Origin of the sequence: Pedobacter steynii (assembly GCF_001721645.1) — a bacterium.
Lineage (GTDB): Bacteria > Bacteroidota > Bacteroidia > Sphingobacteriales > Sphingobacteriaceae > Pedobacter > Pedobacter steynii_A.
Genome location: NZ_CP017141.1, coordinates 5,773,056 through 5,798,221 on the forward strand (window position 1 = coordinate 5,773,056; position 25,166 = coordinate 5,798,221).

Genomic DNA, 25,166 nt, shown 5'->3' on the forward strand with positions numbered 1-25,166 from the left:
GGTATAGTGTGATTCGGACACTAAGTTACGAAAAAAAATCAAGGAATTATAATATTGTTATATTTTTTAGGAGATATACATCACATTTCAATTATAATGCCTGTATTTTGCGATATCAGTAATTTACATCGATTTAAATTACAATATTAACAACGGTTATTATTCATGCATAACATTTCTCCCATTCTAAACTAAAGGATCAGATCCGAAGATTTTTCCTTTTTTATGCTGAAAGGGGAGAAAATGTAAAAAAAGATTAAAAATAATTCAGCATTCAATGGGTTTAATCTCAATCAATTACCTCAAATGGCGTAAAAAAACTGAAATAAAAGCGATATTTACTTTTGTAGATTCAGTTCTTTTCCTACTTTTGTGACGGGCAAGTCTTTTACGATCAGCTCCCTTTGAACTCCCCCAGGGCGGGAACGAAGCAAGGGTAGAAGGTTGTAGCGGTGCGATAAAAGGTGCTTGCCCATTTTTACTTTTTTTAGATAGACCATGCTTTTAATGCATAATCTTCTTTCTAACAACCACAGCGAGTTAAATAAAACTATATATTTTCTTAAACTGAATTTTTATGAAATTTTTCATAGACACAGCTAATCTGGATCAAATCAGAGAAGCTCAAGACCTTGGCGTTTTAGACGGCGTAACCACCAACCCTAGCCTTATGGCTAAAGAAGGTATCACCGGTGACCAGAATGTGCTGAACCACTACAAAGCAATCTGCGAAATTGTTGATGCAAATGTGAGTGCAGAGGTAATTTCAACTGATTTTGATTCCATGATTAAGGAAGGTGAAGCTTTAGCTAAACTGGACCCGAAAATTGTAGTTAAAATCCCGATGATCAAAGATGGTGTTAAAGCAATCAAATACCTTTCTTCAAAAGGAATCAGGACCAACTGTACACTGATCTTCTCTGCCGGACAAGCTTTATTAGCTGCCAAGGCAGGTGCTACTTATGTGTCTCCTTTCTTAGGTCGTTTGGATGACATCTCTACAGATGGTTTTCAATTGATCGAAGACATCAGATTGATTTTTGACAACTATCAGTACGAAACTCAGATTCTTGCAGCTTCAGTAAGAGGCCCGATGCACATCATCAACTGCGCTAAATTAGGTGCGGATGTAATGACCGGACCACTTTCTGCAATTCTTGCTTTATTAAAACACCCATTAACCGATAGCGGTCTTGCTCAGTTCTTAGCTGATCATGATAAAGCTGCCGGTAAATAAGCGATATACTGATCAAAAAAAAGTCCTGTTGATTAATTCGACAGGACTTTTTTTATGTTTTCATAACTGATCTGTTCATCCGGTTCGATGAGAATCCCCTTCACTCCTGCCCCATTTGCCGCCTCTACATCTCTTGGTTTATCTCCAATCATGACCGACAAGGCCGGATCTATATTGTAGGTAGCAATTGCTTCTAATATCATTCCCGATTTAGGTTTTCTGCAGACACATTCTTCAGAAACGGTAGGATGATGCGGACAATGGTAAGCATGGGTAATCATCGCGCCCTGTTCTTCAAACTTTTTTCCCAGAATTGAATGCATCTCTGCAAGGGTCTCTTCCGTATAACGTTTTAAAGCAATCCCGCCCTGATTGGTGATAATGATCAGCAGGTATCCTTCATCATGTAGTTTTTTCAGGGGTGGAATCTGGTACTCCAGAACTTCAAAATCTTCAACCCGGCAGATGTAATCGTATATTTCGTGATTTAGTACGCCATCACGATCCAGAAAAATTGCTTTATTCATTTAGTATGATCTTTTTTTGCAAAGATGGGGATATTAAATTAGTATCGCGAGCTGTTGTGGATTTAGTTAAACATAACAGTGGCCTATGGTGTTATTAATAGGAATTGAAACTAATAAAGAAATATGCCGTATATCAAAAGAAATCCAGAGAACAGTAAGTCTGTGAATATATTCTATGAGGACCTGGGATCAGGTAAACCCGTGATTTTAATACATGGATGGCCGGTATCACATGAAATGTGGGAATATCAGGTCGCTTCGATTGTTTACAGTGGCTATCGTTGTATTGCATACGACAGAAGAGGCTTTGGCCAGTCGGATAAACCCTGGAATGGTTACGATTACGATACACTGGCCTCCGATCTGAATGAACTGATCAATGCCCTGGATCTTTCTGAAGTTACCCTGGTTGGGTTCTCCATGGGTGGTGGCGAAGTAGTCCGTTACCTAGGTAAATACGGGGCATCTAAAGTTAATAAAGCGGTATTGATCAGCTCTGTTGTTCCCTTGCTCTTAAAAACAGATGACCATGAGGAAGGTGTTCCTGCAGAGGTATTCGATGGGATCGTTTCCAGTATTCACCAGGATCGTCCGGCATTTCTGACTGGTTTTGGCAAGCAGTTTTTCAGTGAAGGCACGTTAAATAAACCGGTAAGTCAGGAGATTCAGAACTGGATGCACCAGCTTGCCATTGTAGCCAGTCCAAAAGCAACGGCTGATTGTGTACGTTCGTTTTCTGAAACGGATTTCAGGACTGACCTGCTCAGCATCACTGTTCCTGTAATGATCATCCATGGAGATGACGATAAAACTGTTCCAATCAAAGCGACCAGTGCGATTACTTCTTCGTTATTACCTAATGCGGAATACTATGTAATCGAAGGCGCACCGCATGGATTATTTATCACCCATAAAGATGAACTGAACCAATTATTAGTTAATTTTTTAAAAAGATAAGCCGCGTTTTTAGATCCGAAACGGGCGATATGCAAATAATCTGGCTAAAAATCAGCGCAGTATATAATTTATGGATTTTTAATTTGCACTATAGGTATAGTAGCCCTATATTTGCATCACTTTAAACGGAAACGCTTAGAGTAAAGCTGAAATAACAGCTTTGATTCCGTAGCTCAGCTGGTAGAGCATTACACTTTTAATGTAGTGGTCCTGGGTTCGAATCCCAGCGGGATCACGAAAGCCTCAATGCAAATTGAGGCTTTTTGCGTTAAAAGATATTTATAAGAATTATTCTAAATGGGCTATCTTAGAAATTATGTTTATTGATAAACTCCGCTTTTAATGAGATTATTTTCAATTATTCTTGTAGTTGTATTATCTATAATATTGTTGGTGTATTTTCTATTTGATCAGTCGGTTAGAGATTTTGGTAGACCTACATATAGAATTATTCCCATTCTTTCACAGGATAAGAAATCTACAATTTATATCAAAACTAAAAATTGGGGTGTAACAGGCGATCATCAACTCACTGTTGTTTCAACCTCTCCTGAAAAAGAATTTGAATCTGATTCTACGAAGGAAATAATTTTTAAAGGACTTGAGCCCTTCTTATATAAATCAAATAAAGATACATTATTCTTATACGTCTGGGAAAAGAGCATCATTCCTGAAAATTTTCGATCGAAATGGATAGTTAAACAAACCGAAATTGACAATTCTAAAATGATGAACTTAAGAAAAGATAATTCCTTTAATAAATTGAGTGAAGATTAAGCCTCTTAAATGTGTGTATTGATTTCCGAATAAAATATTTTAAGCGCGGGAATACGACGAGGAAATATTTTGTATTAGATTAGCTGTCTATGACAATAAATAAACCAAAGGTACCTAAAGGCTTAAGCTATATAATTAAATCTTCTCAGATCCAAGAGCTCTTTGAAGAACTTAAGCTTGGATATAGATATTTCGGTTAATTATTTTGTTTCAAAAGGGGGACCGCAGGGAATTAGGGTATTTGAATGTTGCTATTGGCTTCCAAATATGAATATACCCTATGATAGACTTTACATAACAATTGGCACTGTCAGCGTTGATAAAAAAGATAAAATCGATACGCTTTTAAAGGTGCTTTTTCCGAAATTTAAAGAATGGGTGCTATTTATAATGTCCCAACCGGACAATTCGACCTTTTTAGAACCTAATAGCTATATACGAGCTAATTTTATAAATGATGAGTTTGTATTGAAATCAAAGCCTGATTATATAATTTAATCGCTCCTTGCACATTCAAGAGAAAATTTTAAAACCCACAATAATAGCTTCCGATTCCTTTGCTTAGAGCCTCAATTAGCACTTAAACTGCAGAAGGCAGCTACCAGCGGGATCGTAAAAACTCTCACAGAAACGCAGGCTTTTTGCATTTGGAGTTAACCAAGGGCATTTAGCATTGATTCTATTTCAGACTGCTAAAATTTTTCATTTCTGCATTCGCTTTCTATACCTAGATCTCCAACATTATTATGGGCTGTAATGGGAACATCAAAGGATACCCACAGCGTTTTACTCAAAATATTTGTACCACTCTCAAATATATTGTTGTTCAGATATCTCTCCATTAAACCAGCAATCAAAGAAATTGACAAAGCCACGAAAACGATTACCATTAATTGTTATAAAATTGCCTTTAGAGTTGTGTCCACCAGCATTGAAATCTAAATATTCGTCAAATACGCAATTGTCAATGATCAAGCCTCCAATGAAATAGCAAAAATCAAATGAAGCAGCTTTTACATAGGTGTTTTTCATTGTTACATGCTTATTAAACTGTGTGCCAATACAAAAGAGATTTTCAATGATGCAATTTTCGATGATAATCTCTTTGTCCCATTCGCTTCCGCCCCCTATATTTAAAATTCCGGTGATAAATACATCTCTCAGGGGAATTCCACTGTCGATATTTTTTTTGGCCTCTTTTGCAGATATGCTATTAATTGGATTATTTGTCATTCAATCACTTATGCTCTAAAGCTTTATGAGAACTGGTATTAAGATGAACATTTATCTAAGATTTAAAACAAGGTGATTCCATAACCAACTAAAGTGAAGATCAAAGCAAATACTATTACGCCAATTGAGGTTTTAGGTCCAATCATTTTTATAGATTGTTCTTTTGTATAACCACTATTTGATTTAAATCTAATAGACAATAAAAATCCAATAGTACTGTCAAATAATGCTAAAAAACAGTTAATTATTAGCGCTGTGTTTAAATCAGTTATTCTACAGATGAGATAAGCAAGCATGATGTATAAAATCGCTGAAAGTGCACTAAATAAGAGTATTTGAAATTGAGTTTTCTCGATAATATCGCCCCAAGTGTCGCTATTACCAAAATGACAAATAAACCTGAAATTAAATACCATATCATACTATTAAAGTTATTCATTTTGTTGAACATTGATGCTTTCGAAAATAGAGTTTTTTTTTAACAGCCGAAAGATACGATCATAAATTGATTTGGATATTACTGAATTCAATTGGAATATTATCTTCAGTTCTAACTGAGATTGTGTAATTCAGATGGTATGTGTAAATTGCAATATAATTTAGGCGCGAGATGAAAAAAGAATCTAAAGACAATCTTAACGAACTTCCAAGAACATGCGTTACCAAATTATCTGATAATGAGCGTCTGCTTAAAGATATATTCCGTTCTGATATTGATAAGCTTAAACTCTTTACCAAAATGTTACGTACAAATAGTCTTTTAGATAAGGCCGTTATTATTCATAAATAATTTTATGGATGTTTTAGATGAAGTATTGCTTCGATTTTGGAACTCATTAAATAATCATAGTGTAAAGTATATTATGGTTGGAGGATTTGCCACAAGATTTCATGGCTTTAATCGAAGTACAGATGATCTGGATATTTGGTTATACGACACATTAGATAATAGGAAAAATCTTAGAGCTGCATTCAACGAATTGGATTATGGCGATTTTCCATCTTTTGAAACTATGGAATTTGTACCTGGATGGACGAGTATCTATATAGATAACGCAATCGAACTGGATATTATGACTACTATGAAAGGATTAGAGTCTCTTTCTTTTTTAGAGTGTCTTGACCTTGCATCCATTGCAGCTTTTGATAATATAAAAGTTCCATTTTTGCATATCAATCAATTAATAGCTAATAAAAAAGCAGTAAACAGGCCAAAAGATCAAATCGATGTAATTGAGCTGGAAAAAATCAGAGAATTACGAAATAATATATAATTGTATTTCTTAAAATAAATCATGTATTTTAGAAAATAGCATTTGCAGCAAAAACATATAATAAAAAGGTGAGTGTTCCGGTGAGTACCAAATACAATACCTCCCAGATAATGAATAAACGTTGATTTTCACACCAGGTTCGAATCCCAGCGAGATCACAAAAAGGCTTAGAAAAATCTAAGCCTTTTTCGTTTTAAACCCCTTTAAATTTCCTATATCTATCTCAGCCACAGCAAACTATTAGATGAGCAGGGACTTTGTTTTGACACCACATTCCTGATTACAACAAAGGAATTAATTCGGCTATCCTGTTGGAAATCCCTACCTCATTATCATACCAGGCAACAACTTTAACAAACTTTCCAATAGCTTTGGTGAGACTGCCGTCAACAATTGAGGAATGTGTGTTACCCAGAATATCTGAAGAAACAAAAGGTTCTTCTGTATATTCCATGATGCCTTTAAGCGAGTTATCAGCATAAGATTTAAACAGGTTATTCAGTTCGGTAACAGACGCTTCTTTTTTTAAGTTAATTGACAAATCCACAATAGAAGCATCAATTACAGGAACCCGATAAGAGTAACCATCCATTTTACCTTTTAAATCAGGCAGCACATCGCCAATGGCTTTGGCTGCCCCCGTAGTTGTAGGGATAATGGAATAAGATGCTGCCCGCGCTCTTCTCAAATCTTTATGGGGGGCATCCTGCAAATTTTGATCAGAGGTAAAAGCATGAACAGTAATCATGTAACCCGATTCAATTCCAAATTCCTTATCCAGTATAGATAATATCGGGGCGATGCTACCAGTAGTGCAGGAAGCAGTTGAATAAATCAAATCATCTCCTATTAACCCTGTATTAACGCCATGTACAATTGTTTTTACACCACCAGAGGCGGGTGCAGTAATCAATACTCTTTTTGCTCCTGCATTGATATGGGAATAGGCTGAGGCTTTATCAGTAAACCTTCCCGTTGATTCTATGACTACATCGATTGCCAAATCTTTCCAGGGAAGCTTTACCGGATCTCTTTCACTCAATAAGCGTATACGCTTGCCATTCACGATCATCATATCGCCCTCGCTATCTACCTCTCCCGGAAACCGTCCATGCGCAGTATCATATTTAAGCAAATGTGTTAATGTTTTGATGTCTGTCAGATCATTCACTGCGACAACTTCTATTTCCGGTTTATCTTGTAATGCCCGAAGGGTCATTCTCCCTATGCGGCCGAATCCGTTAATTGCGATTTTCATATTGTTTCTATTAATTTCTGTGGTATACATTAGGTTGAATGACATCGTTAATGCCAGGTGTTTTGATTGAGGTCCTGAACGCCCGCCGATAGTCGGAAGGTGTAGTCATTAAGTGCCTCAGAAAGGTTCGTCTCATGGAAACCAATCCGCCTAAGCCACATTTTTCAGCTATGCCTTCAAGTGACATATCCGTATCTTCCAGATATTTACGGGCAGTCTCCACCCTTAGTTTTTCAATGAATTTTGCAGGAGGTAAACCAGTTTGTTTATGAAAGACCCGTGTAAAATTTCTCGGACTCATATTTAAATGATCGGCGATCCGGCCGACATCCAACGGCTGGTGCAGGTTTTCGTTAAACCAGTCATACAGTTTTTCAGCAATATTCGAACTTTCATACACTGGTAACAAGTTGGCAAACTGAACCTGAAAACCGGGTCTGGATAGGTAAAAAATCAATCTCCTGGCTACCTGAATGGCAATGTCTTTTCCATGGTCTTCTTCTACCAAAGCCAGTGCAAGATCAATTCCTGAAGACACTCCGCCAGAAGTATAGATGTGTCCATCACCAGTGTAAAATGCATTGGTATTCACTTCAACAAGCGGATATTCCTTCTTTAGCCTCTCACTCAATTGCCAATGTGTGGTTGCCTTTTTTCCGTTCAATAATCCGGCCTCAGCTAAAGCAAATGCGCCTCCACAAACTGATCCGATCCGGCGTGTATTATTTTCACTTACGAATGATAACCAATTACAAAAATCAGTGTATGCTGACTTTTGTAAAGTCTGAAAGTCATTTCCAGCAACGATCAAGGTATCAATAGGTGTTGTAATTTCCATCGCACTGTACTGACAGACAATTTCAATTCCAGTTGAGGTAGCAACTTTCCTATCAGGAGTTGGAGATACAATCAGAACATCATAGCCCATTTTTGAACCAGAAAGACTTAAACACTTGTCTGCATTAGTAAAAACATCAGCCGGACCGGCAAAATCAAGCAACATATTGCCCGACATGGCTACAATTACGACCTGTTTTCTTAGCGAACGATTAACGGTTACTACTTTATCCTCATTCATAAAACAAATTTATAACCTAAGTTAACTGTCTCAAAGGACATATTTTATACAATTCAGGCCAATAGAAACGGACGGGTATAATAAGCAAAAAAGCCCCCAAAAAGTTTAGACTTTATCGGGGGCTTTTTCATTTATAGGTATTCAAAAACTTGTGATCAGACCTTATTTCCAGCCTCCTCCCAAATCCCGATAAAAATGAACTACGGCATTCATCTGTTCTTTTTTGGTTTCGATCAGTTCCAGTTTAGACTCCAGCGCATCTCTTTGAGTCATCAATACCTCAAAGTAATCCACTCTCGCCGACTTAAACAAGTCATTTGAAGCATCAATTGATTTGTCCAGGGCGTTTACCTGCTGCGATTTCAGACCATAGCTCTTTTCCAGGTTGCTAATCCTGGAAAGCTGGTTTGAAACTTCCAGATAGGCATTCAGAATCGTACGTTCATAGTTATACATCGCCTGAAGTTGTCGTGAGTTGGCATTAAAAAACTCTGCTTTGATGGCATTTCTGTTGATGAGCGGCCCGGCAATATCTCCGGCCAGCGAATACAATACTGATTCCGGAAACTTAAGAAAATAAGAGGGTTTAAAAGCCTGTAAGCCTAAGGAAGCAGAAATATCAAATGAAGGATAAAACTCTGCTCTTGCGACTTTCACATCCAGCTTTGCAGCGGCCAATTCAAGTTCGGCCTGTTTAACATCAGGACGGTTAGCCAGCAACTGAGAAGGAACTCCCGAGTTAACAACTGAGGGCAGCAAGCTTAAAAAACTTCCTCTGTCCCGCTTAATCGGCTGTGGATAACGACCCAGCAGAAAATTAATCCTACTCTCTGTTTCTTTGATTTTCTGAAGGATTTCGAACTCCAGACTTTTGGAAGCCATGACTTCAGCCTGAAATTTTTGCACGGCAAGCTCTGTTGACCTTGATGCTTCTTTCTGGATTTTAACAATCTCCAATGCATTTTTTTGCAATTCAATATTCTGCTTTACGATTTCCAGCTGGTTATCCTGGGCCAATAATTCATAATAGGAATCTGCAACTTCTGCGATTAAATTTGTCAGCACAAAATTTTTGCCCTCAAGGGTGGCCAGGTATCTGCTTATCGCTGCTTTCTTTGAATTACGCAGCTTTTTCCAGATATCCACCTCCCAGTTGGCATGAATAGCCAAAGTATAATCCATCAATGGATCAGGCATTTCTTTACCCGGAGCAATCTCAGTACTGGCATCACCTGCACCCTGGCTCGTATATCTACCTACCTTTTCAACTCCAAGGCCTGCTCCCAGCCCAACGGTCGGCAACAATGCACCCTTCTTAATCCGGATGTCATTTCTGGCGATTTCGATTTCCTGCATGGTAATCATCAACTCCTGATTATTTTTCAAAGCAGTATCAATCAAGTCGACCAGATTCTTATCCTTAAAGAAGCTGCGCCATGGAATGGCCGAAGTGTTGGTTGTATCCTGACTCTTGTCATAAGTGTCAGGAACGGTGACGTTCGCTTTGGATGTCGCCACCGACGGCACCTTGCAGCTTGCTATTGCAAGACAAACGCTCAGCGCAATTATACATCGATATAACTTATTTTTATACATTGTGATCGATTTCTTCGGTTAATGGATTTTCTTCTTCATTTTTAACAAGCTTATGTTTTTCGGCGATTTTGCCGAATATGTAATATAAGCCGGGTATGATCAGCACACCACAAATAGTTCCTAAAAGCATTCCACCGGCAGCGGCAGAGCCAATGGTACGGTTTCCGATTTTTCCAGGACCGGAGGCAAAGACAAGGGGAATTAATCCTGCAATAAATGCAAAAGAAGTCATCAGGATCGGACGGAACCTCACTACTGCCCCCTCCATCGCAGCCTGAAGTACGGTTGCTCCGGCACGATGCTTTTGAACGGCAAACTCCACAATCAGTACTGCATTTTTACCCAGCAAACCGATCAGCATTACAAAAGAGACCTGGGCATAGATGTTATTTTCCAGACCACAAATTTTCAACAACAGGAATGCGCCAAAAATACCGCAGGGAAGCGAAAGGATAACTGACAATGGCAAAATAAAGCTTTCGTATTGTGCGGCGAGGATCAGGTATACAAAGCCCAGACAGATCAGGAAAATATAAATGGCTTCATTACCCCGGGAAACTTCATCTTTGGAAATACCTGCCCAGTCGATACTAAATCCTCTTGGCAACGTTTTTTCAGCAACTTCATTAATCGCATTAATGGCTGCGCCACTACTGTATCCAGGTCCGGAGGATCCGCTTATTTCAGAAGCGTTGTACATATTGTGCCGGGTAATTTCAGAGAGGCCGTATACTTTCTCCATCTTCATAAAAGCAGAAAAAGGTACCATCTCATCCCGGTTATTTTTCACATACAACTTCAGGATATCCTCTGGCAGTGCCCGGTATTGAGGCAGGGCTTGTACCATCACCTTATATTGGCGGTCATACTTGATAAAATTGGTTTCATAATTACTTCCTACCAAGGTAGAGAGTGTATTCATGGCATTTTCAATGGTCACCCCTTTTTGTTGCGCAAGGTCATTGTCTACCCGCAGCATATACTGAGGAAAACCTGCACTATAGAAAGTGAATACTGAAGATAACTCAGGGCGTTTACTCAGTTCCTTTACAAAGTTTCTGCTTACCGTTTCCATCTTCTTGAAATCACCTGATCCGGCTTTATCCAATAAGCGCAGTTCAAAACCACCCGCAGCTCCATAACCTGGCACTGCTGGCGGCTGAAAGAACTCAATCGTAGCACCGGAAATCCCTTCGGATTTTTCCTCCAGTTCCTTCATGACCTCCTCTACAGAATGTTTACGTTCGTCCCAGCTTTTCAGGTTAATCAAACAGGTTCCTGAGTTGGCACTGGTTCCTTCGGTAAGGATTTCGTAACCTGCCAGCGCAGAAACAGATTGTACTCCTTCCACATCTTCGGCGATCTTTTGCAGCCTTTCTGCGATTTCATTGGTTCTTTCCAATGAGGACCCCGGAGGGGTCTGAATAATGGCATAGAACATCCCCTGATCCTCGTTTGGAATAAAGCCCGAAGGAAGACTGTTATTCAGAAAATAAGTCCCTGCACAAAAGACCAGCAGCACAGCAAACGTCACCACTCTACGGCTCACAATTGAAGCAAGCGTCTTTTGATATTTTCCTGAAAGCTTATCAAATTTGTTGTTAAAGCCGTCCAGAAATCTATCCAGCCCATTTTTCTTCTTTTCTTTTCCATGGTTATTCTTGAGCAGGATCGCACAAAGCGCCGGAGTCAGCGTTAGGGCAACAATACCAGAAAGAATGATTGCCGTTGCCATGGTGATCGAAAACTGACGGTAAAATATCCCCACCGGACCGGACATGAAGGCAACCGGAATAAACACTGCGGCCATCAAAAAAGTAATGGCAATGATAGCCCCACTGATTTCATGCATGACTTTTTTTGTCGCCTTTCTTGCCGAAATATGTTGTTCCTGCATTTTGGCATGAACCGCCTCAATGACGACAATTGCATCATCCACCACCACTCCGATAGCCAACACCAGGGCAAATAAGGTAACCAGGTTAATCGTAATCCCAAAAAACTGCATAAAAACGAAAGTTCCGATCAGGGATACGGGAACCGCTATAGCCGGAATTAATGTCGAACGCCAATCACCAAGGAATAGAAATACCACCAGGCCAACGAGGATAAATGCTTCTACCAGGGTATGTATCACCTTCTCAATGGAGGCATCCAGGAATTTGGAAACATCGTAACTGATTTCATAATCCAAACCTTTAGGAAAAGAGCTTTTCTTAATCTCTTCCATTTTAGCCTTGATATCCTTGATAACCTGACTGGCATTACTTCCATAAGATTGCTTTACCGTAATGGCTGCAGAAGGCCTGCCGTTCAGGTTGGAATAAATATCATACATGGAGCTTCCGAATTCTATGTTCGCCACATCTTTCAGTCGCAGGATCTCCCCTTTCGCAGTTGATCTTAAAATGATGTTTTCGTATCCCTCTTTCGTAGTGAACCGGCCTGGGTATTTTAAAACATACTCAAATGATTGTGATCTTTTACCAGAACTTTCTCCGGTTTTACCTGGCGAAGCCTCTAAACTTTGCTGATTCAGGGCTTCTAAAACTTCATCTGCAGAGATTTTATAGGCCAGCATGCGGTCAGGTTTCAGCCAGATCCGCATCGCATATTCCCGGTTACCCAAAATATCAGCCACTCCCACTCCATCAACCCTTTTTAATTCGGAAAGCACATTGATATCTGCGAAGTTGAACAGAAATTTCTGGTCCATCTTAGGATCTTTACTATACAAGTTGATGTACATCAACATATTGGATTCTTCACGGGTGATTTTAACACCTTCCCGAACAACCAGAGGTGGTAATTTATTCACGACTGAAGCCACACGGTTCTGAATGTTCACCGATGCCTGATTCGGATCTGTTCCAAGGTTGAAGACTACCTGAATAGAGGCTTCCCCGTCATTACCTGCATCAGAAGCCATATACTTCATCCCAGGAACGCCATTAATGGCTCTCTCCAAGGGAATAATGACTGATTTGATCATGAGCTCACCGTTTGCTCCGGGATATTCTGCGGTGATGTTCACCTTTGGCGGTGAAATCGAAGGAAATTGTGTAACCGGCAAATGGCTCAAAGCCAGAACACCCAGAAACACAATAATGAGCGATATTACTATAGAAAGGACTGGCCTTTGTATAAACTTATTAAACATTTATTTATTTTTTATAACAGATATCAAACTGGACAATTATTCCGCCTTCAGGCGCAAATGAGACATCACTTCCTGTGGCGCCAGATACTCACATCTGATTTTTTCATCATCCTTCACCTTCTGAACTCCTTCAAGCAGAATCCTGTCCTGCTCGGAAATGCCATTGCTGATGACATAGAGATCGGGCATCTCACTGGCCACAGTAATGTTCCTGGAATGAACCACATTGTCCTTGCCCACCACGAATACATACATCTTATCCTGGATCTCGTAGGTCGCTTTTTGCGGAATGATCAATGCACGATGAAGTGGCACATTCATCTGAATTTTACCGGTCTCTCCATTCTTCAGCAGTTTGTCTGGATTTGGAAAACGGGCCCTGAATGCAATATTTCCGGTTTCACTGTCAAATTCACTCTCCACCACTTCTACGTTTCCCTTATCTTTCAAAAGCTCATTATTTGCTAAAAGCAAACTTACTTTCTGATCTGCCCGTGCTTTTACATGTGTTTGATACTCCAGGTATTCAGGTTCGGAAACATTAAAGTAGGCAAAAACCTGACTGTTATCAGAAAGGCTGGTCAGTAATGCCCCCTCATCAATAAGGCTTCCCAATTTAAGGGGTATGCGGTCAATTGTCCCATCAAAGGGCGCTCTGATTTCGGTGAATGATAAATGAAGCTTCGCCAGTGAAACTTCTGCTTTCGCCTGCTCCAGCTTTGTCTGAGCCATTGCCTGCTCATTTTTTGACACCACATTCTTATCAGCAAGTAATTTAACATTTTGGAGTTCTATCTGCGCGGCTTTCACCTCTGCCTGTGCTTTTAACAACTCTGCCTCATAAATTTTTGGCATAATCTTAAACAACAACTGACCGGCTTTCACAGACTGTCCTTCATCCACATAGATGTTTTGCAGGTATCCTTTTTCTTGTGCCCGGATTTCAATATTACGAACAGAACGGATCTGAGATACATATTCCTTGGTAAAGGAAGTATCGATTCTGACCGGATTGGTAACGGTAAACTTGCTCTCTTCTTTTTTTTCTTCTTTTTTAGAGGTACAGCTACTAAGGTTCAACAAGGCAATAGCGGCCGTGAACACGATTATTTTTTTCATGATGATGTAAAATGGAAATTAAGCGAATAAATGCCCGGAATGTTCAGATTCCTTTAGGCGTAGAAATTCATCGGTCAACAGAAAAGATCGTCGACAATCAGGTACAACGATGCTAACCGATGGACAGCACTGCTCAGATCCTTAAAACCCTTTGCCTGATGTAGATAGGAGAAGATTGTCCGCAAAATGGCGGGAAGATTTCAAAATGTTTGTGGTAGTCGTTTAAAATTAAAGCGGGAAAGAAGTTCAGGTACCACCTGTCAGGCAGACCAAAGGTTCTATGTAACAGCTCAGTCTTAAGATCTTCACCGCTAACGTGTTCCTCATCTAAGTCTACATCCGCTTCCTCAATGATAGTTATGTCATGATCTGCATTTACAAAATGTAACTGTTCGCTTTTTGCAAGAGTCTGACTAGTAGAGTAGCTGTTACGCTGTGGAGACGTAGCCGCATGAAGATCCTGTCTGCCACAAAGCAGAAGAAAAAACAGGGATACGAAAAATACAACTACTCTCATTTGGGCGCAAAAGTAATCAAAGTATTGAAAGAAAAAAATCATGAAACTGACAGGAAATTTTTATTTGTATCTTTATGGGCAAAACTACCTGATATGGAAGCAATATTTGAGCTATTATTCGCCGTATTTACCGCTGACTGGAAACGATTTGGAAAGTTAAAATGGAATCGGCAATAAGAAAAATGAGCCCCCATTTTCTGATTTCAACTCTTATAAAACAGTATGCAAGACTACATTTTTGAAATTCAATTAAAAGTCAGGGACTACGAATGTGACCTGCAGGGCGTGGTAAATAACGCCGTGTATCAAAATTATTTAGAACATGCCAGGCATGAATACCTTTCTTCGAAAAAAACCTCCTTCAAAGAGCTGACTGAAAAAGACATCCTGTTAATGGTCTCCAGAATAGAAATGGATTTTAAAAGATCGCTGACTGCCGGGGATACTTTTTCTGTGAAACTAAGAATTGCACGTGAGGGATTGAAACTGCTGTTTTTTCAGGATATCTTTCGCAGCGCCGACAATAGCCTGTGCCTAAAGGCCAAAGTGGAAGTCATTGCCAAAGTAAATGGTAAACTGAGCAGAGGAGAAATTTTCGATACCCTGAGCCTTTAAGCACCCTAAACCTTTAAAAAGATCTGAGCATTGAAAATGCTATGAAAAAAAGGAATAGAATTAGATTTCTACTCCTTTTTTATATCCTGATTAATTTTAGAATTAGTTTTAATTTGTCAACTTAACCATTCCAGCTGCCAAATATTGTTCGAGATAAGACTTTACCGCTGCTTTTTTTACGTTATCATCAATAAGCGCATCAAGAGGTATTAAATTATTCCTAAAAACACCAATAAATCTTGCATTATCTTCGGTAGTAGTTGAACGCCAATCTGTGATATTCAAAATCTGCCTATCCTTTAAGGTTTCCAGTTTCAACTTCCTGCTATCTCCCCCAATAGAACTATAATAGATCCGGGCTGAAGAATTTGCATTTAAATTCGCAAGGTTCACTTTATCCAAATAACCACTCATTAAACCAAATGTTCTTTTTAGTGCATAACGTAGTCCTTCCAGAACAATAGATTCTCTATTTCCTTCGGCAGCCTCTGCCTGATAAATGACATCAAATTTTGAACCCAATTGTACCCCACCTAAAACATGAGTACCATATTTATGAACAAGCTCCTGAGCGTTCAACAAGGTAACATCTCTCTTAAAACCTGCTGTTAAAAAGCTATTTACACGTTCATCATAATAAAACTCATATCTTTTCCACACCATGTAATTAGAATAGTATCCGTAAACATACTTTTTATCTGTGGCAACTGTTCCAGGAAAGATCTTGTCTATAGTATTGCCAAAAACATTCAAACCCTTCGTTGGTTTATAGGTATCGGAAAACCTTGCTGATAGATCGACCGCGTCTTTAGCGTGAATGGTTGTCCATGAACCCTCTGTGCCCCTGGCAAAGTTAATCTTGTAGGATCCACTGGCATCAAAGGCTGCAACGTCAACTACACTTGCCCTTATAGAAGCTTCGTCGTTGAACCTGTCTGTAACGTCATATCCGAATCCCAAATAATTATAAGTTTCAGATGCTTGATACAAGGGCGGCTTTTCTTCTTTTTCTCCCTCAACTACCAGTTCGATGTTCTCGGATAATTTCTCAGGAATTGTGATTTCCTCAGATTTCTTCTTGCAGGCAGTAAGCATGGCAAAAGCTGCCACGACTAGAATTGTTTTTCTCATTTTGTTTAAATTTGTGTGTATTTCCCAAACGTCAATTTTAATGCCGTTTTAACGATAAATTTTATAACTGACGTAAACAAAAGGAAAGCGCAGCGAGAACAACTCTGCCAACTGGCTGGCAAATAAGATTTTCCTTATTTTGAGGAGCTAATTAAAAGGCTTCCCCTCTTTCAGCAATTCTTTCTTTATGCCGTATAAAACATCGGACAGGTAAATATTTTTTGCCGCTTTTTGCTCATTGTATCTTTCGAGTGCTTTGATACTGGCATAATGGACTACGTTTACGATACAGCCACCCGAAATGGGGTAACTCTTTACGAGTTCAGGGATGTCAACAATTTCATCCTGTTCATTGCAAAAGCGAACGTCCTTAGGAAAGGCCAGGCGCCATATTTCAGCCCGTTCCTCTGCTTCCGGTAAGGAAAATTTAAGGATAGCATTGAACCTGCGGATAAAAGCATCGTCGATGTTGTTCTTCATATTGGTGGCGAGAATCACCATTCCGTTATAATCTTCAATCCTTTGAAGCAGGTAAGATACTTCCTGATTTGCATATTTATCATGGGCATCCCTTACGTTTGTCCGTTTTCCAAATAAGGCATCCGCCTCATCAAAGAAGAGGATCCAGCCCTTATCTTCTGCCCTGGCAAAGAGGAGCTCAAGGTTCTTCTCCGTTTCCCCTATATATTTGGACACGACCATAGACAAGTCGATCTTATAAACATCTTTACCGACTTCTTTTCCCAACAAACCCGCGGTAAAGGTTTTTCCGGTTCCTGAGGGGCCGAAAAGCAAAGCACGGTATCCCTTTCTAAGGCGATCACCCATTCCCCATTCCCCAATCAGTTGATCGTTGTATTTCAACCAACTCTTCAGTTCATTGATTTGCTCTTTAAGTTCATCATTGATGACCAGATCATCCCAGCCGAGGTCGGTATAAATCAATTTTGCAGGAAAATTCATGCTGAACCTGGGCGGAATTGGCTTGCCATAAATGAAAGTATCAAGATACTCGGTTGAAAGCATAATTTTGCCGCTCATCACCGGTTCCCCATGCGGCTGATCGTCCAACCACAAAATCTTATTCTTTTCGAACAAGTGATCCGGCCAGAACAACTGCTGAACCTCCAGGCGTTTTTTAAAGTCATCATCTCCCAGAAGAAACAATACCGTTTCCCCGGTAGGTAGAAAACCCCGGAAATCTTTCCCTCTGATTCCCCCTATCCGTTGAAAATCCCCGGCATGCTGAAGTTTAAATCCGATCACCCGGTCAAATAAGTCAGATTGGAGATGCGGGGTGATGCCGATCAGCAGCAAAACAGCTTCATCTGCATTCAGTGCATGCTTTTCTATAAAATCGGATAGCGGACCTGACCAGGTTGTTAAATCTAAAACCGGCTTTTCCGTCTGTTCATCCGAAGGAAACCAAACGCTCAACCGGTATAATATCAATTGTTCAAGATAGCGTAATTCTTGTGGGGCATTCCGGTCTGTAAAGGTCTTAAAAGTAGTCGTTTCCTGACTGGGATCATTATGGTTCATATCACTGGATTTTTGCGTTTTCTTAAACAGGAACTGTAGTTTCCGGGCTATCATGGCATTGCTGATGGTTTACAATTTTTTCTATCATCCGGATCAACCAACTTGGCCGTCAGGGCATGGGCGCCCATGGTGTCTTCCACTTTTGAAGGCTCCACCAGATTGTCCAATTGTTCGTTCAGCTTTTCCTTTCCGGTAGCTAAAGTCTTTTTCAGGGTGAGTTTGTTGTTCATAAAGAGGAAGGAGAGCAAAGCCATCAGGCGGTTCCCCAGTTCGGTCACCTTTTTATCTTGTTTTCCGTATTTTTCGAAGGTGCTCTCCAGGGCTTTTTTATCCGTCTGGAAAGCTTCCTTTGCACTGGCAAAAAACTCATCTACGTCTGTGGGGTGCTCCGCCCTTCCACCCGGACTCCATTCCGTAGGATCAACGATTTGGTTGGCAGTGATTTCGGCATCCTTATCCTTTTTCAAAGTGATTCCCCGAAGCTGAAGAAAGATATCTGTCAGATTTAAAATCCAATCCTCAGACTTTGTACTCTTGTTAATTGTGGCATTCCTGTTATGACTCAGGTAATGAAACACTGCATGTCCCATTTCATGACTAAGCGAAGGCAGATTGGCATCAGCAGGGTCAATCATCAGGGTTGGTTCTCCTTTAAAAAGTGCAAACCTGGTTGTATTTGGTGAGATGATACAGGTCTTTACCTTAAAAGCCTCCAGAGGAATCGCTTTATTATCGGCCTCTATCCTTGCCGCGATCTCTTTTACAGGGGCAATAGATTTGCGGTCTGCTTCAGCCATTCCAATTAAAATGCGTATTCCGGCAATCTTATATTCTTCAAAAAAATAGTCCCCCCATTTACAGGGCAATTTCAGGTTTGCCGGTACAGGATCTCTCTGTATATCAGCAGTGGCCAGGCGTTGCACGCTGTTGATCTGCTGATTGCTGAAAAACGGTTGTGGCTTAACATCATCATGCACATGCGTATTGCGTTGACGATAGACTCTTGAATGGTAAGACATACTTTTAAGATTTAATCATTAAAATAAAACAGGGCTTTTTCCCAGGCATTCGTACCTATGCTAATCCCCAGTTTCTGTCCTTCTTCATTTCCCCGGGGGAAATGAATTCCTCCATAAATGCGCGACAATCCTGCCTGTTCGGCAGCACTGGTAAATGTTGGCCAGTCTAAGCGGACTTCCGCACAGGGAACCTTGCCCGGCTCGCTAACAGAACTTCCTGTTTTCAATGTTGTACAACCTCCAAAATGATCACTTCCTGTAAACTGCCTCAATACTGTGGCCGCAGCCCTGCTAAAACTGCTATGCCCGGAAACATGTTCGGGAAAGGGAGGTGTTTCAATATAGGGGATCCATTGTTCCCCTTTGATCGTCTGAGTGCCCTTACCCGGACCGCCCCAGGCCTGTACCTCCAATCCTTTGTAAATTGTTCTGATCGCTGTTATCGGACGAACGGAATTGTAATGGTATTTAGCTTCCCAACAGGCAATTGAAGCATCAAATAAAGCATTGCTCAGGGCAAAAAACAATTTGATACAAGCTGTATTCCGGTATTGTTCCCTTTCAGCGATAAATTGTGCGATCTCACACCAATGTCCCGGCGGAGTAAACGTTCCCGGGCCATCCGCCCAATACGAGGCAATTGCTTTCTGCTCCTCTGTCAATGCTGCGCTGATCTCCAATACCTCTTTCACCTGAGGCCTGAAATCAAAGTCTTCCTTCCGGAACGGAGGAACAGGCCGGAATTGCCAGTTGAAATTTAAAGAGAACGATTTCAACAATCCCCAATGTGGGGTCAGGAATTGTTGTATAACACCCCCATCTTTTCTTAGCGGCTGCCAGTAACTCAGGTCGTTGACCTGATCCGGAGTATTGACCGGCCGATAACCGGTATAGTCAGACCAATGCGGCATATGTAATGTACCCTGCTGATTAGCCGCATCACCATGCCCTCTTTCTATCACCATGCGGCCAATCAGGTTACCCAGCCCCTGAGGCAGGGAGATGTCCAAAGACGTATCATCAGGATCATAATCACAACTGCACATCAAGTTGCGGAACAGGTCTTTTTTTTCTGAAGGAAGTACCAGCCAGAACAAGTCCATCAACACCCGATAGGCAGCATAGCTGAATGCTTTTCTGGTGTACTCTTTTATACAGTCCTGATCTGCCATTTTAATGTATTTTGCCGTCGTAGTGCTGATGGCACATTTATCAAAGACAGACCATGCATCATACATCGCAGTATGTGCCATCGCCAAAGCCCTGGCTGCCAGTGGCGGCGAAGTTTTAGTAAATTTAATGGCATCGAGAATGAGCTGATTCCATTGAAGGGCGAGTGGTTTTTCTGACATGGTTGTTTTTAATTTAGTTAGAACAAAACGCCGTTATTATAACTTCTCCTGATGGAACTCCAGTTATAATCATTGTTAATAATACAATAGACCCTGCAATCCGGACTGAGCGGAACGGTCCTGAGCCAGCCGGAACATCTCGGACAAGGAACCCTTTCTGAGAAAATCGCTGCAAGTGTGAAATTACCAGCTCCAAATCGCCGGTTGGCTTCGATGAAGATCATATCTTCAGAATGGAGACCTCCTCCCGGTATATTGGCAGCTGCTACATATTCGATGGTATTGTTAACCAAAAATTTTCCCACTGCAATATTAAATGCTCTAAAACTGCTGACCGTAGTCCCTGTAGCTGTTCTCAAAAGACAAGCAGCAATCCGAAGATCATCGGGAGTTGGCGTCATACTCATAAAAGGCATTGAGCCTCTGGTAAGGCCGAACATCAGGGATCTTTCGTAGCAAATGCCTTTCTTTTTCTCACATGCATCCGGATTGATCCGATCCTTTCTCGCAGTCTGCAGCATTCCGTTTGGAGATACCTCAACATTTGACAAGGCCTCATCTTCTACTAAATTTTCTGTAGCCGTTCCATCGCTTTCGCCATCTTTAAATTTAGCAGCAATTTGCCCCGGAGCTGAGGGAGCGACAGGTGCAGGTTGTGGCCGGGTGGGAAATGGAATTACCCTTCCTGGTCCGACAGGTGCAGCAGGTGCAGCCGGTTGGGGTTGGGGTTGTGGCCGCGGCGCCGGTACCGGTGTTGGTTGAGGCTGAGGTACCGGTGTGGGTTGTGGCGTTGGTTGCGGTTGAGGTGCCGGCTGAGGCTGTGGTTGGGGCTGAGGCCGTGGTTGCGGTACCGGAACACCTTGAGGAGCACCTCTCAGGAAATTAGCAATCAAGGTAACCAGCTCGGCCAAAAGTGCCATCAGCGCCTGTAGTACCAATGCCACCCCCATTGCGATAAAACTTGCCACTGAAGTTAAAATATCAATCTGGCGTTTTTCACAAAGCTGCCTTGCAGTATACAGACGTATCAGGCTGATGATAACGGTAGCGCTTTCCGCAGCAAGGAAAGAAGTCATCAGTAACTCTCCGAACGGTGCCATTGTGGCTACTCCTGCTACGAAACCGGCCACAATACCGGGAACGACGCCAACTTCTGCCGCAGCAATTCCGCCTAAGACCATTTCTACCAGGATCACTATAATGGCTACGTATCCAATTAAAAGCCCTACAACATAGTTCAGCCTCCTCCATAAAGCCAAAGGGAAATCCAGCAGAATTAAAAAGTTGGACCAGATATCATGAAGGCATCCAAGGGGATCATCGAAGAAATTCCTTGGCATGTAAAGGTTGTCAACGGTGGTTGCCCAATCGTCGTACCAAAGTTGGCTAAATTGGTTGAAGATCGCCCTGATCGTAGCAGGTGGCCAAAACATATTGACCACAGTGGTCCACAGCAATTTCTTAAGGTCCAGTTCGGCCCAGGCCCTGGAGATGTAGTACACAATTCCGCTACCCACTTCATCCAGCGTTGCGGTGCGTCTCTCTTCGGCATCTATAGGTACTCTTTGAACGGTACCGCTATCCCCTTCCTGCGCAGCCCCACCGGGGTAGTGTTCCTTTGCAAGGTCATTTCCCAAAGTTTCTGCACGGCCAGGCGCTTCTGCGTCTAGTTTTGCAGCAATCTGGTCGAGAAATGGCTGGATGGTGGCCTGTGGATCTGCAAACAATTTAGTGAAGTAATCGTACACTTCTTTAAGGCTCCGCACCATGGAGATCACCCTATCGATCGCGAATCCAATTACATTATCGGCAAAGGACCGTACCGCAGCCAATATCTCCTGTATCAGACTGGTCAGGCGTTGCCAAAGGTCCGTCCAGAAAGAGGTAAACTGAGTCCATAAAGCCCGAAGGCCACTGAAGAGTGAGCGGGCCCGTTCTTGTATCCCTGCTGGCAACAGGTCAAATGCAACGTTGTCAAATAATCCTTCTATAGTCCCAAAAATGTTATCAATGAATCCCGAAACGGTATCCCAGACCCCTTGTCCGAATTGCAATACCCCATTGATGACGGAATTAATTCCTGTCCAAAGCGCAGCTGCTCCCTCTTTTGCTGAATTCCAGACATTCCCCAGGAGATCGGCATTCATCATTGACAATGCCGACATAAAGCTTGATAATGGCGTAGTAATGAAGTGGATCAAGTTTCCAAACCCGTTTTTAATGTCTTCAAAGCTGGTCCGCCCAAACTCCCTGACACTTTCCCATTTTTCATTGAGCCAATTGATTCCTGAGCTAACCAGATCGCTTATTTGCTCAAAGACCCAATCTACGGCAGCGCTGGCCTGGTCGCCCACCCATTCTGCACCATCAGCGATCTGTCCTCCTACCCATTCTGCGCCATCAACTACACCACCTGCGGCATCGGATGCGGTATCACTTACCCAATCTGCAGCATCGCTCATCCAACCTGGTAATCGTTGAATTTTCCGCTGAGCAGGCTCAGATTCGCCATTTTGTTGCAGGGTATGTGTCAGCTCATGTGCTAACAAATGTTTCCCTGAGTCTGAATTGGTATCGTATTTTCCTGAGTTAAAATAAATATCATTGCCATGTGTGAATGCCTGAGCGTGCAAATCTTCGCTCATTTGCTGGGCATCACTACCGGTATGAATTCGCACATTAGAAAAATCAGCACCAAATGAAGATTCCATTTGTGAACGGGTGCTTTCCGGTAAAGCACTACCTGTTCCAGATGACGCGTTCAAATTGCTTTCTACCGATGTCGGTGCTACCTGCGCAGCATGATCTTCTTCCTTTCTCTGCACTTTTTGTTCCTCTTCCTTTTCACAGCTGGCACATTTACGCTGAACCGAATGTTTATCTTCCGGAGGTTCTCCATTGCTTTCAAAAATAGGTTTGCGTCGCAATTCTAATGGTGATTCCTGAACTAAATCTTCCTCTTCTTTCTTTTGTAGTTGCTCTTCGTGCTCACAGGCTGAACATTTTGTTTGTATCACCGGACTAATGGAACCTGCTATTGGTTTTGCCTGAACGGACGATTCTTTTTTTGTCAGCACCTGAGGTGCCGCAAGCCGTTGTACCACCTGATCTGCCCGGGCATCAGCCTCCTGTTCATATTTATCGTTAGGCTGACCTACAGTCAGCTTAGTTTGCACAAAAAAGGAATTGTTGCTCTGTTTAGGAAAAAAGGGTGTTTTCGCCGGGCTGTCACTGAGCATAGCCGTATCCGTCCCCTTATTAAAGAAAGGAGTATCGGATTTGGCAGGTGTTGCCACTGATTTAGCTTCAGCAGCTTTCATAGTTTATCTTCTAATGGTACGTTAACTCTTCTTTTATCTCTACGCTATCTTTTTCTACCTCCACTCTACCTGAACGATTTCCCGAAGCCAGGGTAACTTGATCAGGCTCAGGTTCCATGGCAAATGATCAAGCAACACGTCAATTGCCGCTTTTTCTACCTGTAAACCGATTTTTCCGTCCCGGATCTGCAACTTTCCACTACGTTGTAAAAATCCTTCACGAAGTCCCGCCGGACTGGTATTCTTTAAAATGTCCCAGGAGGCGATGGCTGCTTTCAGCAAAGTATCCGCTTCTTCCATTTCCTCGTCAGAGAGTCTGATACGCCCCGGTATCGGTTGATCAACCGGATAAGCGCAAAGGATTTTAGGTATGAGCAGCTCATACTCATCCGCTTGATTTTCACCTGTAGCAAGATAATGCAGTAAATAAATTGCCTTTTCCTGCGCTGCGACATGTAAAAATCGCTTCTCCTGAAGCAAACCAAGAAGCTGGAACAGAGAATTCAAAAACGGGTGAATGAGCACCAATCCGGCATGTATGGTAAAAACACCTTCATCATCAATCGCTTCTCTCAAAATCCCTTCTGACAGCGATTTATCCGGCTCCTTATAGAAGGCTTCCAGCAAACTCATTCCTGAAAGCACATCCGTTTTGCCCAGTTCAGCCGCACTGATCAGGTCCTGAATCCGCTGCTCTAATACAGCAAATAAAGCTGTACCCTTTGTTTCCGTAGAAATCCTTAAAATTTCCATCCAGAGTTCTTCATAGCTCAGCTGGAACACCCGCATCAGTTCAGCCACCTTTTTTGAAGGTCCGGATTTTTTCCCCGGAATTGACCAATCAGACAGACGGTCATGAAGCTGATGAACGGCGGTAAAAAGCTGAGTTTGCTTTTCAGCGGTGAGTATTTCCACCAGTTTAATCAGAAATGACAGTGGGTGTTGCCGGATGATCCGCAGCAAAAATGCTTCATTTTCCCTGATCTCTCTTCTCAAGACAGCGGTACTGGTATAATCAGTAGCCAGTTCCTCCATTACCTGATCGTACCATTGTGCATTGACCTGAGTCAGGTTCCATGGCAAATACCCTTTTTGCATATAGAAAACCCACTGCTGGTAAGTATGTCCGGAGACCCTACGCTTAACCCCATGCCCACGCTCCCCAATCAACTCTCCTTCCTTAAAAATGGCCTTTTTGATTTTAGTTTTAAATAGCTCATAAAGATCAGGATGCCAAACCATCTGGCTGATTTGGGATTCAGCAATGACCCCCAGGTCAATTTCTACCAGATCCAGAGAAATGACTTCCTCTTCGGTCGCCATTTTATCAAATTCATGCTCAAACAATGGGATCAGGTACTTCCAGAACTGATCGCTGAATTGCTGTTGTATCCGAAAGTTATCCAGCTGCTTAGCTAACTGGAGGTCAATCCGTTGTTTTCTGATCACATGCC

General features: G+C 41.6%; 21 protein-coding genes, 1 tRNA gene and 1 other RNA gene. 8 read left to right on the forward strand and 15 right to left on the reverse strand.

Annotated features, from left to right (window positions below; all coding sequences use genetic code 11):
- Positions 1-377 precede the first annotated feature (377 nt).
- An RNA gene (gene ffs, locus BFS30_RS23890) (signal recognition particle sRNA small type) lies at positions 378-477 on the forward strand.
- A gap of 100 nt (positions 478-577) precedes the next feature.
- Complete coding sequence (gene fsa, locus BFS30_RS23895) at positions 578-1,237, forward strand: fructose-6-phosphate aldolase (RefSeq protein ID WP_069381599.1); 660 nt, start codon at positions 578-580, stop codon at positions 1,235-1,237.
- A 32-nt stretch (positions 1,238-1,269) separates the two neighbouring features.
- Here the strand turns inward: fsa and BFS30_RS23900 are convergent, their stop codons facing one another.
- Positions 1,270-1,764, reverse strand: a complete 495-nt coding sequence (locus BFS30_RS23900; RefSeq protein WP_069381600.1) for a D-glycero-alpha-D-manno-heptose-1,7-bisphosphate 7-phosphatase — start codon at positions 1,762-1,764, stop codon at positions 1,270-1,272.
- A gap of 123 nt (positions 1,765-1,887) precedes the next feature.
- On the opposite strand from BFS30_RS23900, the gene BFS30_RS23905 reads away from it, so the two are divergent.
- The 3 genes from BFS30_RS23905 (at position 1,888) to BFS30_RS23915 (ending at position 3,498) form a co-directional block, all read left to right on the forward strand.
- The gene (locus BFS30_RS23905; RefSeq protein WP_069381601.1) at positions 1,888-2,721 is read left to right on the forward strand and encodes an alpha/beta fold hydrolase; all 834 of its coding nucleotides are present in this window, start codon (positions 1,888-1,890) and stop codon (positions 2,719-2,721) included.
- Between the two features lie 162 nt (positions 2,722-2,883).
- A tRNA-Lys gene (locus BFS30_RS23910) sits at positions 2,884-2,956 on the forward strand.
- A 107-nt stretch (positions 2,957-3,063) separates the two neighbouring features.
- A complete protein-coding gene (locus tag BFS30_RS23915) occupies positions 3,064-3,498 on the forward strand; it encodes a hypothetical protein (protein ID WP_069381602.1) in 435 nt (144 codons plus the stop codon).
- Positions 3,499-4,308: 810 nt separating this feature from the next.
- Here BFS30_RS23915 and BFS30_RS23925 read toward each other — a convergent pair.
- Positions 4,309-4,731, reverse strand: a complete 423-nt coding sequence (locus BFS30_RS23925; RefSeq protein WP_069381604.1) for a hypothetical protein — start codon at positions 4,729-4,731, stop codon at positions 4,309-4,311.
- Positions 4,732-4,793: 62 nt separating this feature from the next.
- A complete protein-coding gene (locus tag BFS30_RS23930; protein ID WP_069381605.1) occupies positions 4,794-5,147 on the reverse strand; it encodes a hypothetical protein in 354 nt (117 codons plus the stop codon).
- A 194-nt stretch (positions 5,148-5,341) separates the two neighbouring features.
- On the opposite strand from BFS30_RS23930, the gene BFS30_RS23935 reads away from it, so the two are divergent.
- Together BFS30_RS23935 and BFS30_RS23940 are read left to right on the forward strand one after the other, a co-directional pair.
- Positions 5,342-5,521, forward strand: coding sequence for a hypothetical protein (locus BFS30_RS23935; protein ID WP_069381606.1), 180 nt, complete (start codon positions 5,342-5,344; stop codon positions 5,519-5,521).
- Between the two features lie 4 nt (positions 5,522-5,525).
- Positions 5,526-6,005: a hypothetical protein gene (locus BFS30_RS23940; RefSeq protein WP_069381607.1), complete on the forward strand. Its 480-nt coding sequence runs from the start codon at positions 5,526-5,528 to the stop codon at positions 6,003-6,005.
- A 280-nt stretch (positions 6,006-6,285) separates the two neighbouring features.
- Here the strand turns inward: BFS30_RS23940 and gap are convergent, their stop codons facing one another.
- From gap to BFS30_RS23970, 6 genes are all read right to left on the reverse strand, one after another.
- A complete protein-coding gene (gene gap / locus BFS30_RS23945) occupies positions 6,286-7,263 on the reverse strand; it encodes a type I glyceraldehyde-3-phosphate dehydrogenase (RefSeq protein ID WP_069382638.1) in 978 nt (325 codons plus the stop codon).
- 10 nt (positions 7,264-7,273) lie between these two features.
- Positions 7,274-8,341: a GlxA family transcriptional regulator gene (locus tag BFS30_RS23950; RefSeq protein ID WP_069381608.1), complete on the reverse strand. Its 1,068-nt coding sequence runs from the start codon at positions 8,339-8,341 to the stop codon at positions 7,274-7,276.
- A 162-nt stretch (positions 8,342-8,503) separates the two neighbouring features.
- Positions 8,504-9,937: a TolC family protein gene (locus BFS30_RS23955; RefSeq protein WP_069381609.1), complete on the reverse strand. Its 1,434-nt coding sequence runs from the start codon at positions 9,935-9,937 to the stop codon at positions 8,504-8,506.
- Entirely contained in the window at positions 9,930-13,097 is a 3,168-nt protein-coding gene (locus tag BFS30_RS23960) for an efflux RND transporter permease subunit (RefSeq protein ID WP_069381610.1), read from the reverse strand. The genes BFS30_RS23955 and BFS30_RS23960 overlap by 8 nt, the downstream gene beginning before the upstream one ends.
- Positions 13,098-13,133: 36 nt before the next feature.
- Positions 13,134-14,216, reverse strand: coding sequence for an efflux RND transporter periplasmic adaptor subunit (locus BFS30_RS23965; protein WP_069381611.1), 1,083 nt, complete (start codon positions 14,214-14,216; stop codon positions 13,134-13,136).
- Between the two features lie 133 nt (positions 14,217-14,349).
- Entirely contained in the window at positions 14,350-14,733 is a 384-nt protein-coding gene (locus tag BFS30_RS23970; protein WP_069381612.1) for a hypothetical protein, read from the reverse strand.
- A gap of 222 nt (positions 14,734-14,955) precedes the next feature.
- On the opposite strand from BFS30_RS23970, the gene BFS30_RS23975 reads away from it, so the two are divergent.
- Positions 14,956-15,348: an acyl-CoA thioesterase gene (locus BFS30_RS23975; RefSeq protein ID WP_069381613.1), complete on the forward strand. Its 393-nt coding sequence runs from the start codon at positions 14,956-14,958 to the stop codon at positions 15,346-15,348.
- A gap of 108 nt (positions 15,349-15,456) precedes the next feature.
- On the opposite strand, the gene BFS30_RS23980 is transcribed toward BFS30_RS23975, so the two are convergent.
- From BFS30_RS23980 to BFS30_RS24005, 6 genes are all read right to left on the reverse strand, one after another.
- Positions 15,457-16,479 (reverse strand): MAC/perforin domain-containing protein, encoded by a 1,023-nt coding sequence (locus BFS30_RS23980; RefSeq protein WP_069381614.1) that lies wholly within the window; start codon positions 16,477-16,479, stop codon positions 15,457-15,459.
- A gap of 147 nt (positions 16,480-16,626) precedes the next feature.
- Positions 16,627-18,021, reverse strand: coding sequence for an ATP-binding protein (locus BFS30_RS23985; protein WP_083252344.1), 1,395 nt, complete (start codon positions 18,019-18,021; stop codon positions 16,627-16,629).
- Between the two features lie 50 nt (positions 18,022-18,071).
- Positions 18,072-19,040, reverse strand: a complete 969-nt coding sequence (locus BFS30_RS23990) for a hypothetical protein (protein WP_069381615.1) — start codon at positions 19,038-19,040, stop codon at positions 18,072-18,074.
- Between the two features lie 11 nt (positions 19,041-19,051).
- A complete protein-coding gene (locus BFS30_RS23995) occupies positions 19,052-20,392 on the reverse strand; it encodes a vanadium-dependent haloperoxidase (protein ID WP_069381616.1) in 1,341 nt (446 codons plus the stop codon).
- 17 nt (positions 20,393-20,409) lie between these two features.
- Positions 20,410-23,712, reverse strand: coding sequence for an eCIS core domain-containing protein (locus BFS30_RS24000; RefSeq protein ID WP_069381617.1), 3,303 nt, complete (start codon positions 23,710-23,712; stop codon positions 20,410-20,412).
- 54 nt (positions 23,713-23,766) lie between these two features.
- Positions 23,767-25,161 (reverse strand): contractile injection system tape measure protein, encoded by a 1,395-nt coding sequence (locus tag BFS30_RS24005; RefSeq protein WP_157263023.1) that lies wholly within the window; start codon positions 25,159-25,161, stop codon positions 23,767-23,769.
- Positions 25,162-25,166: the final 5 nt, after the last annotated feature.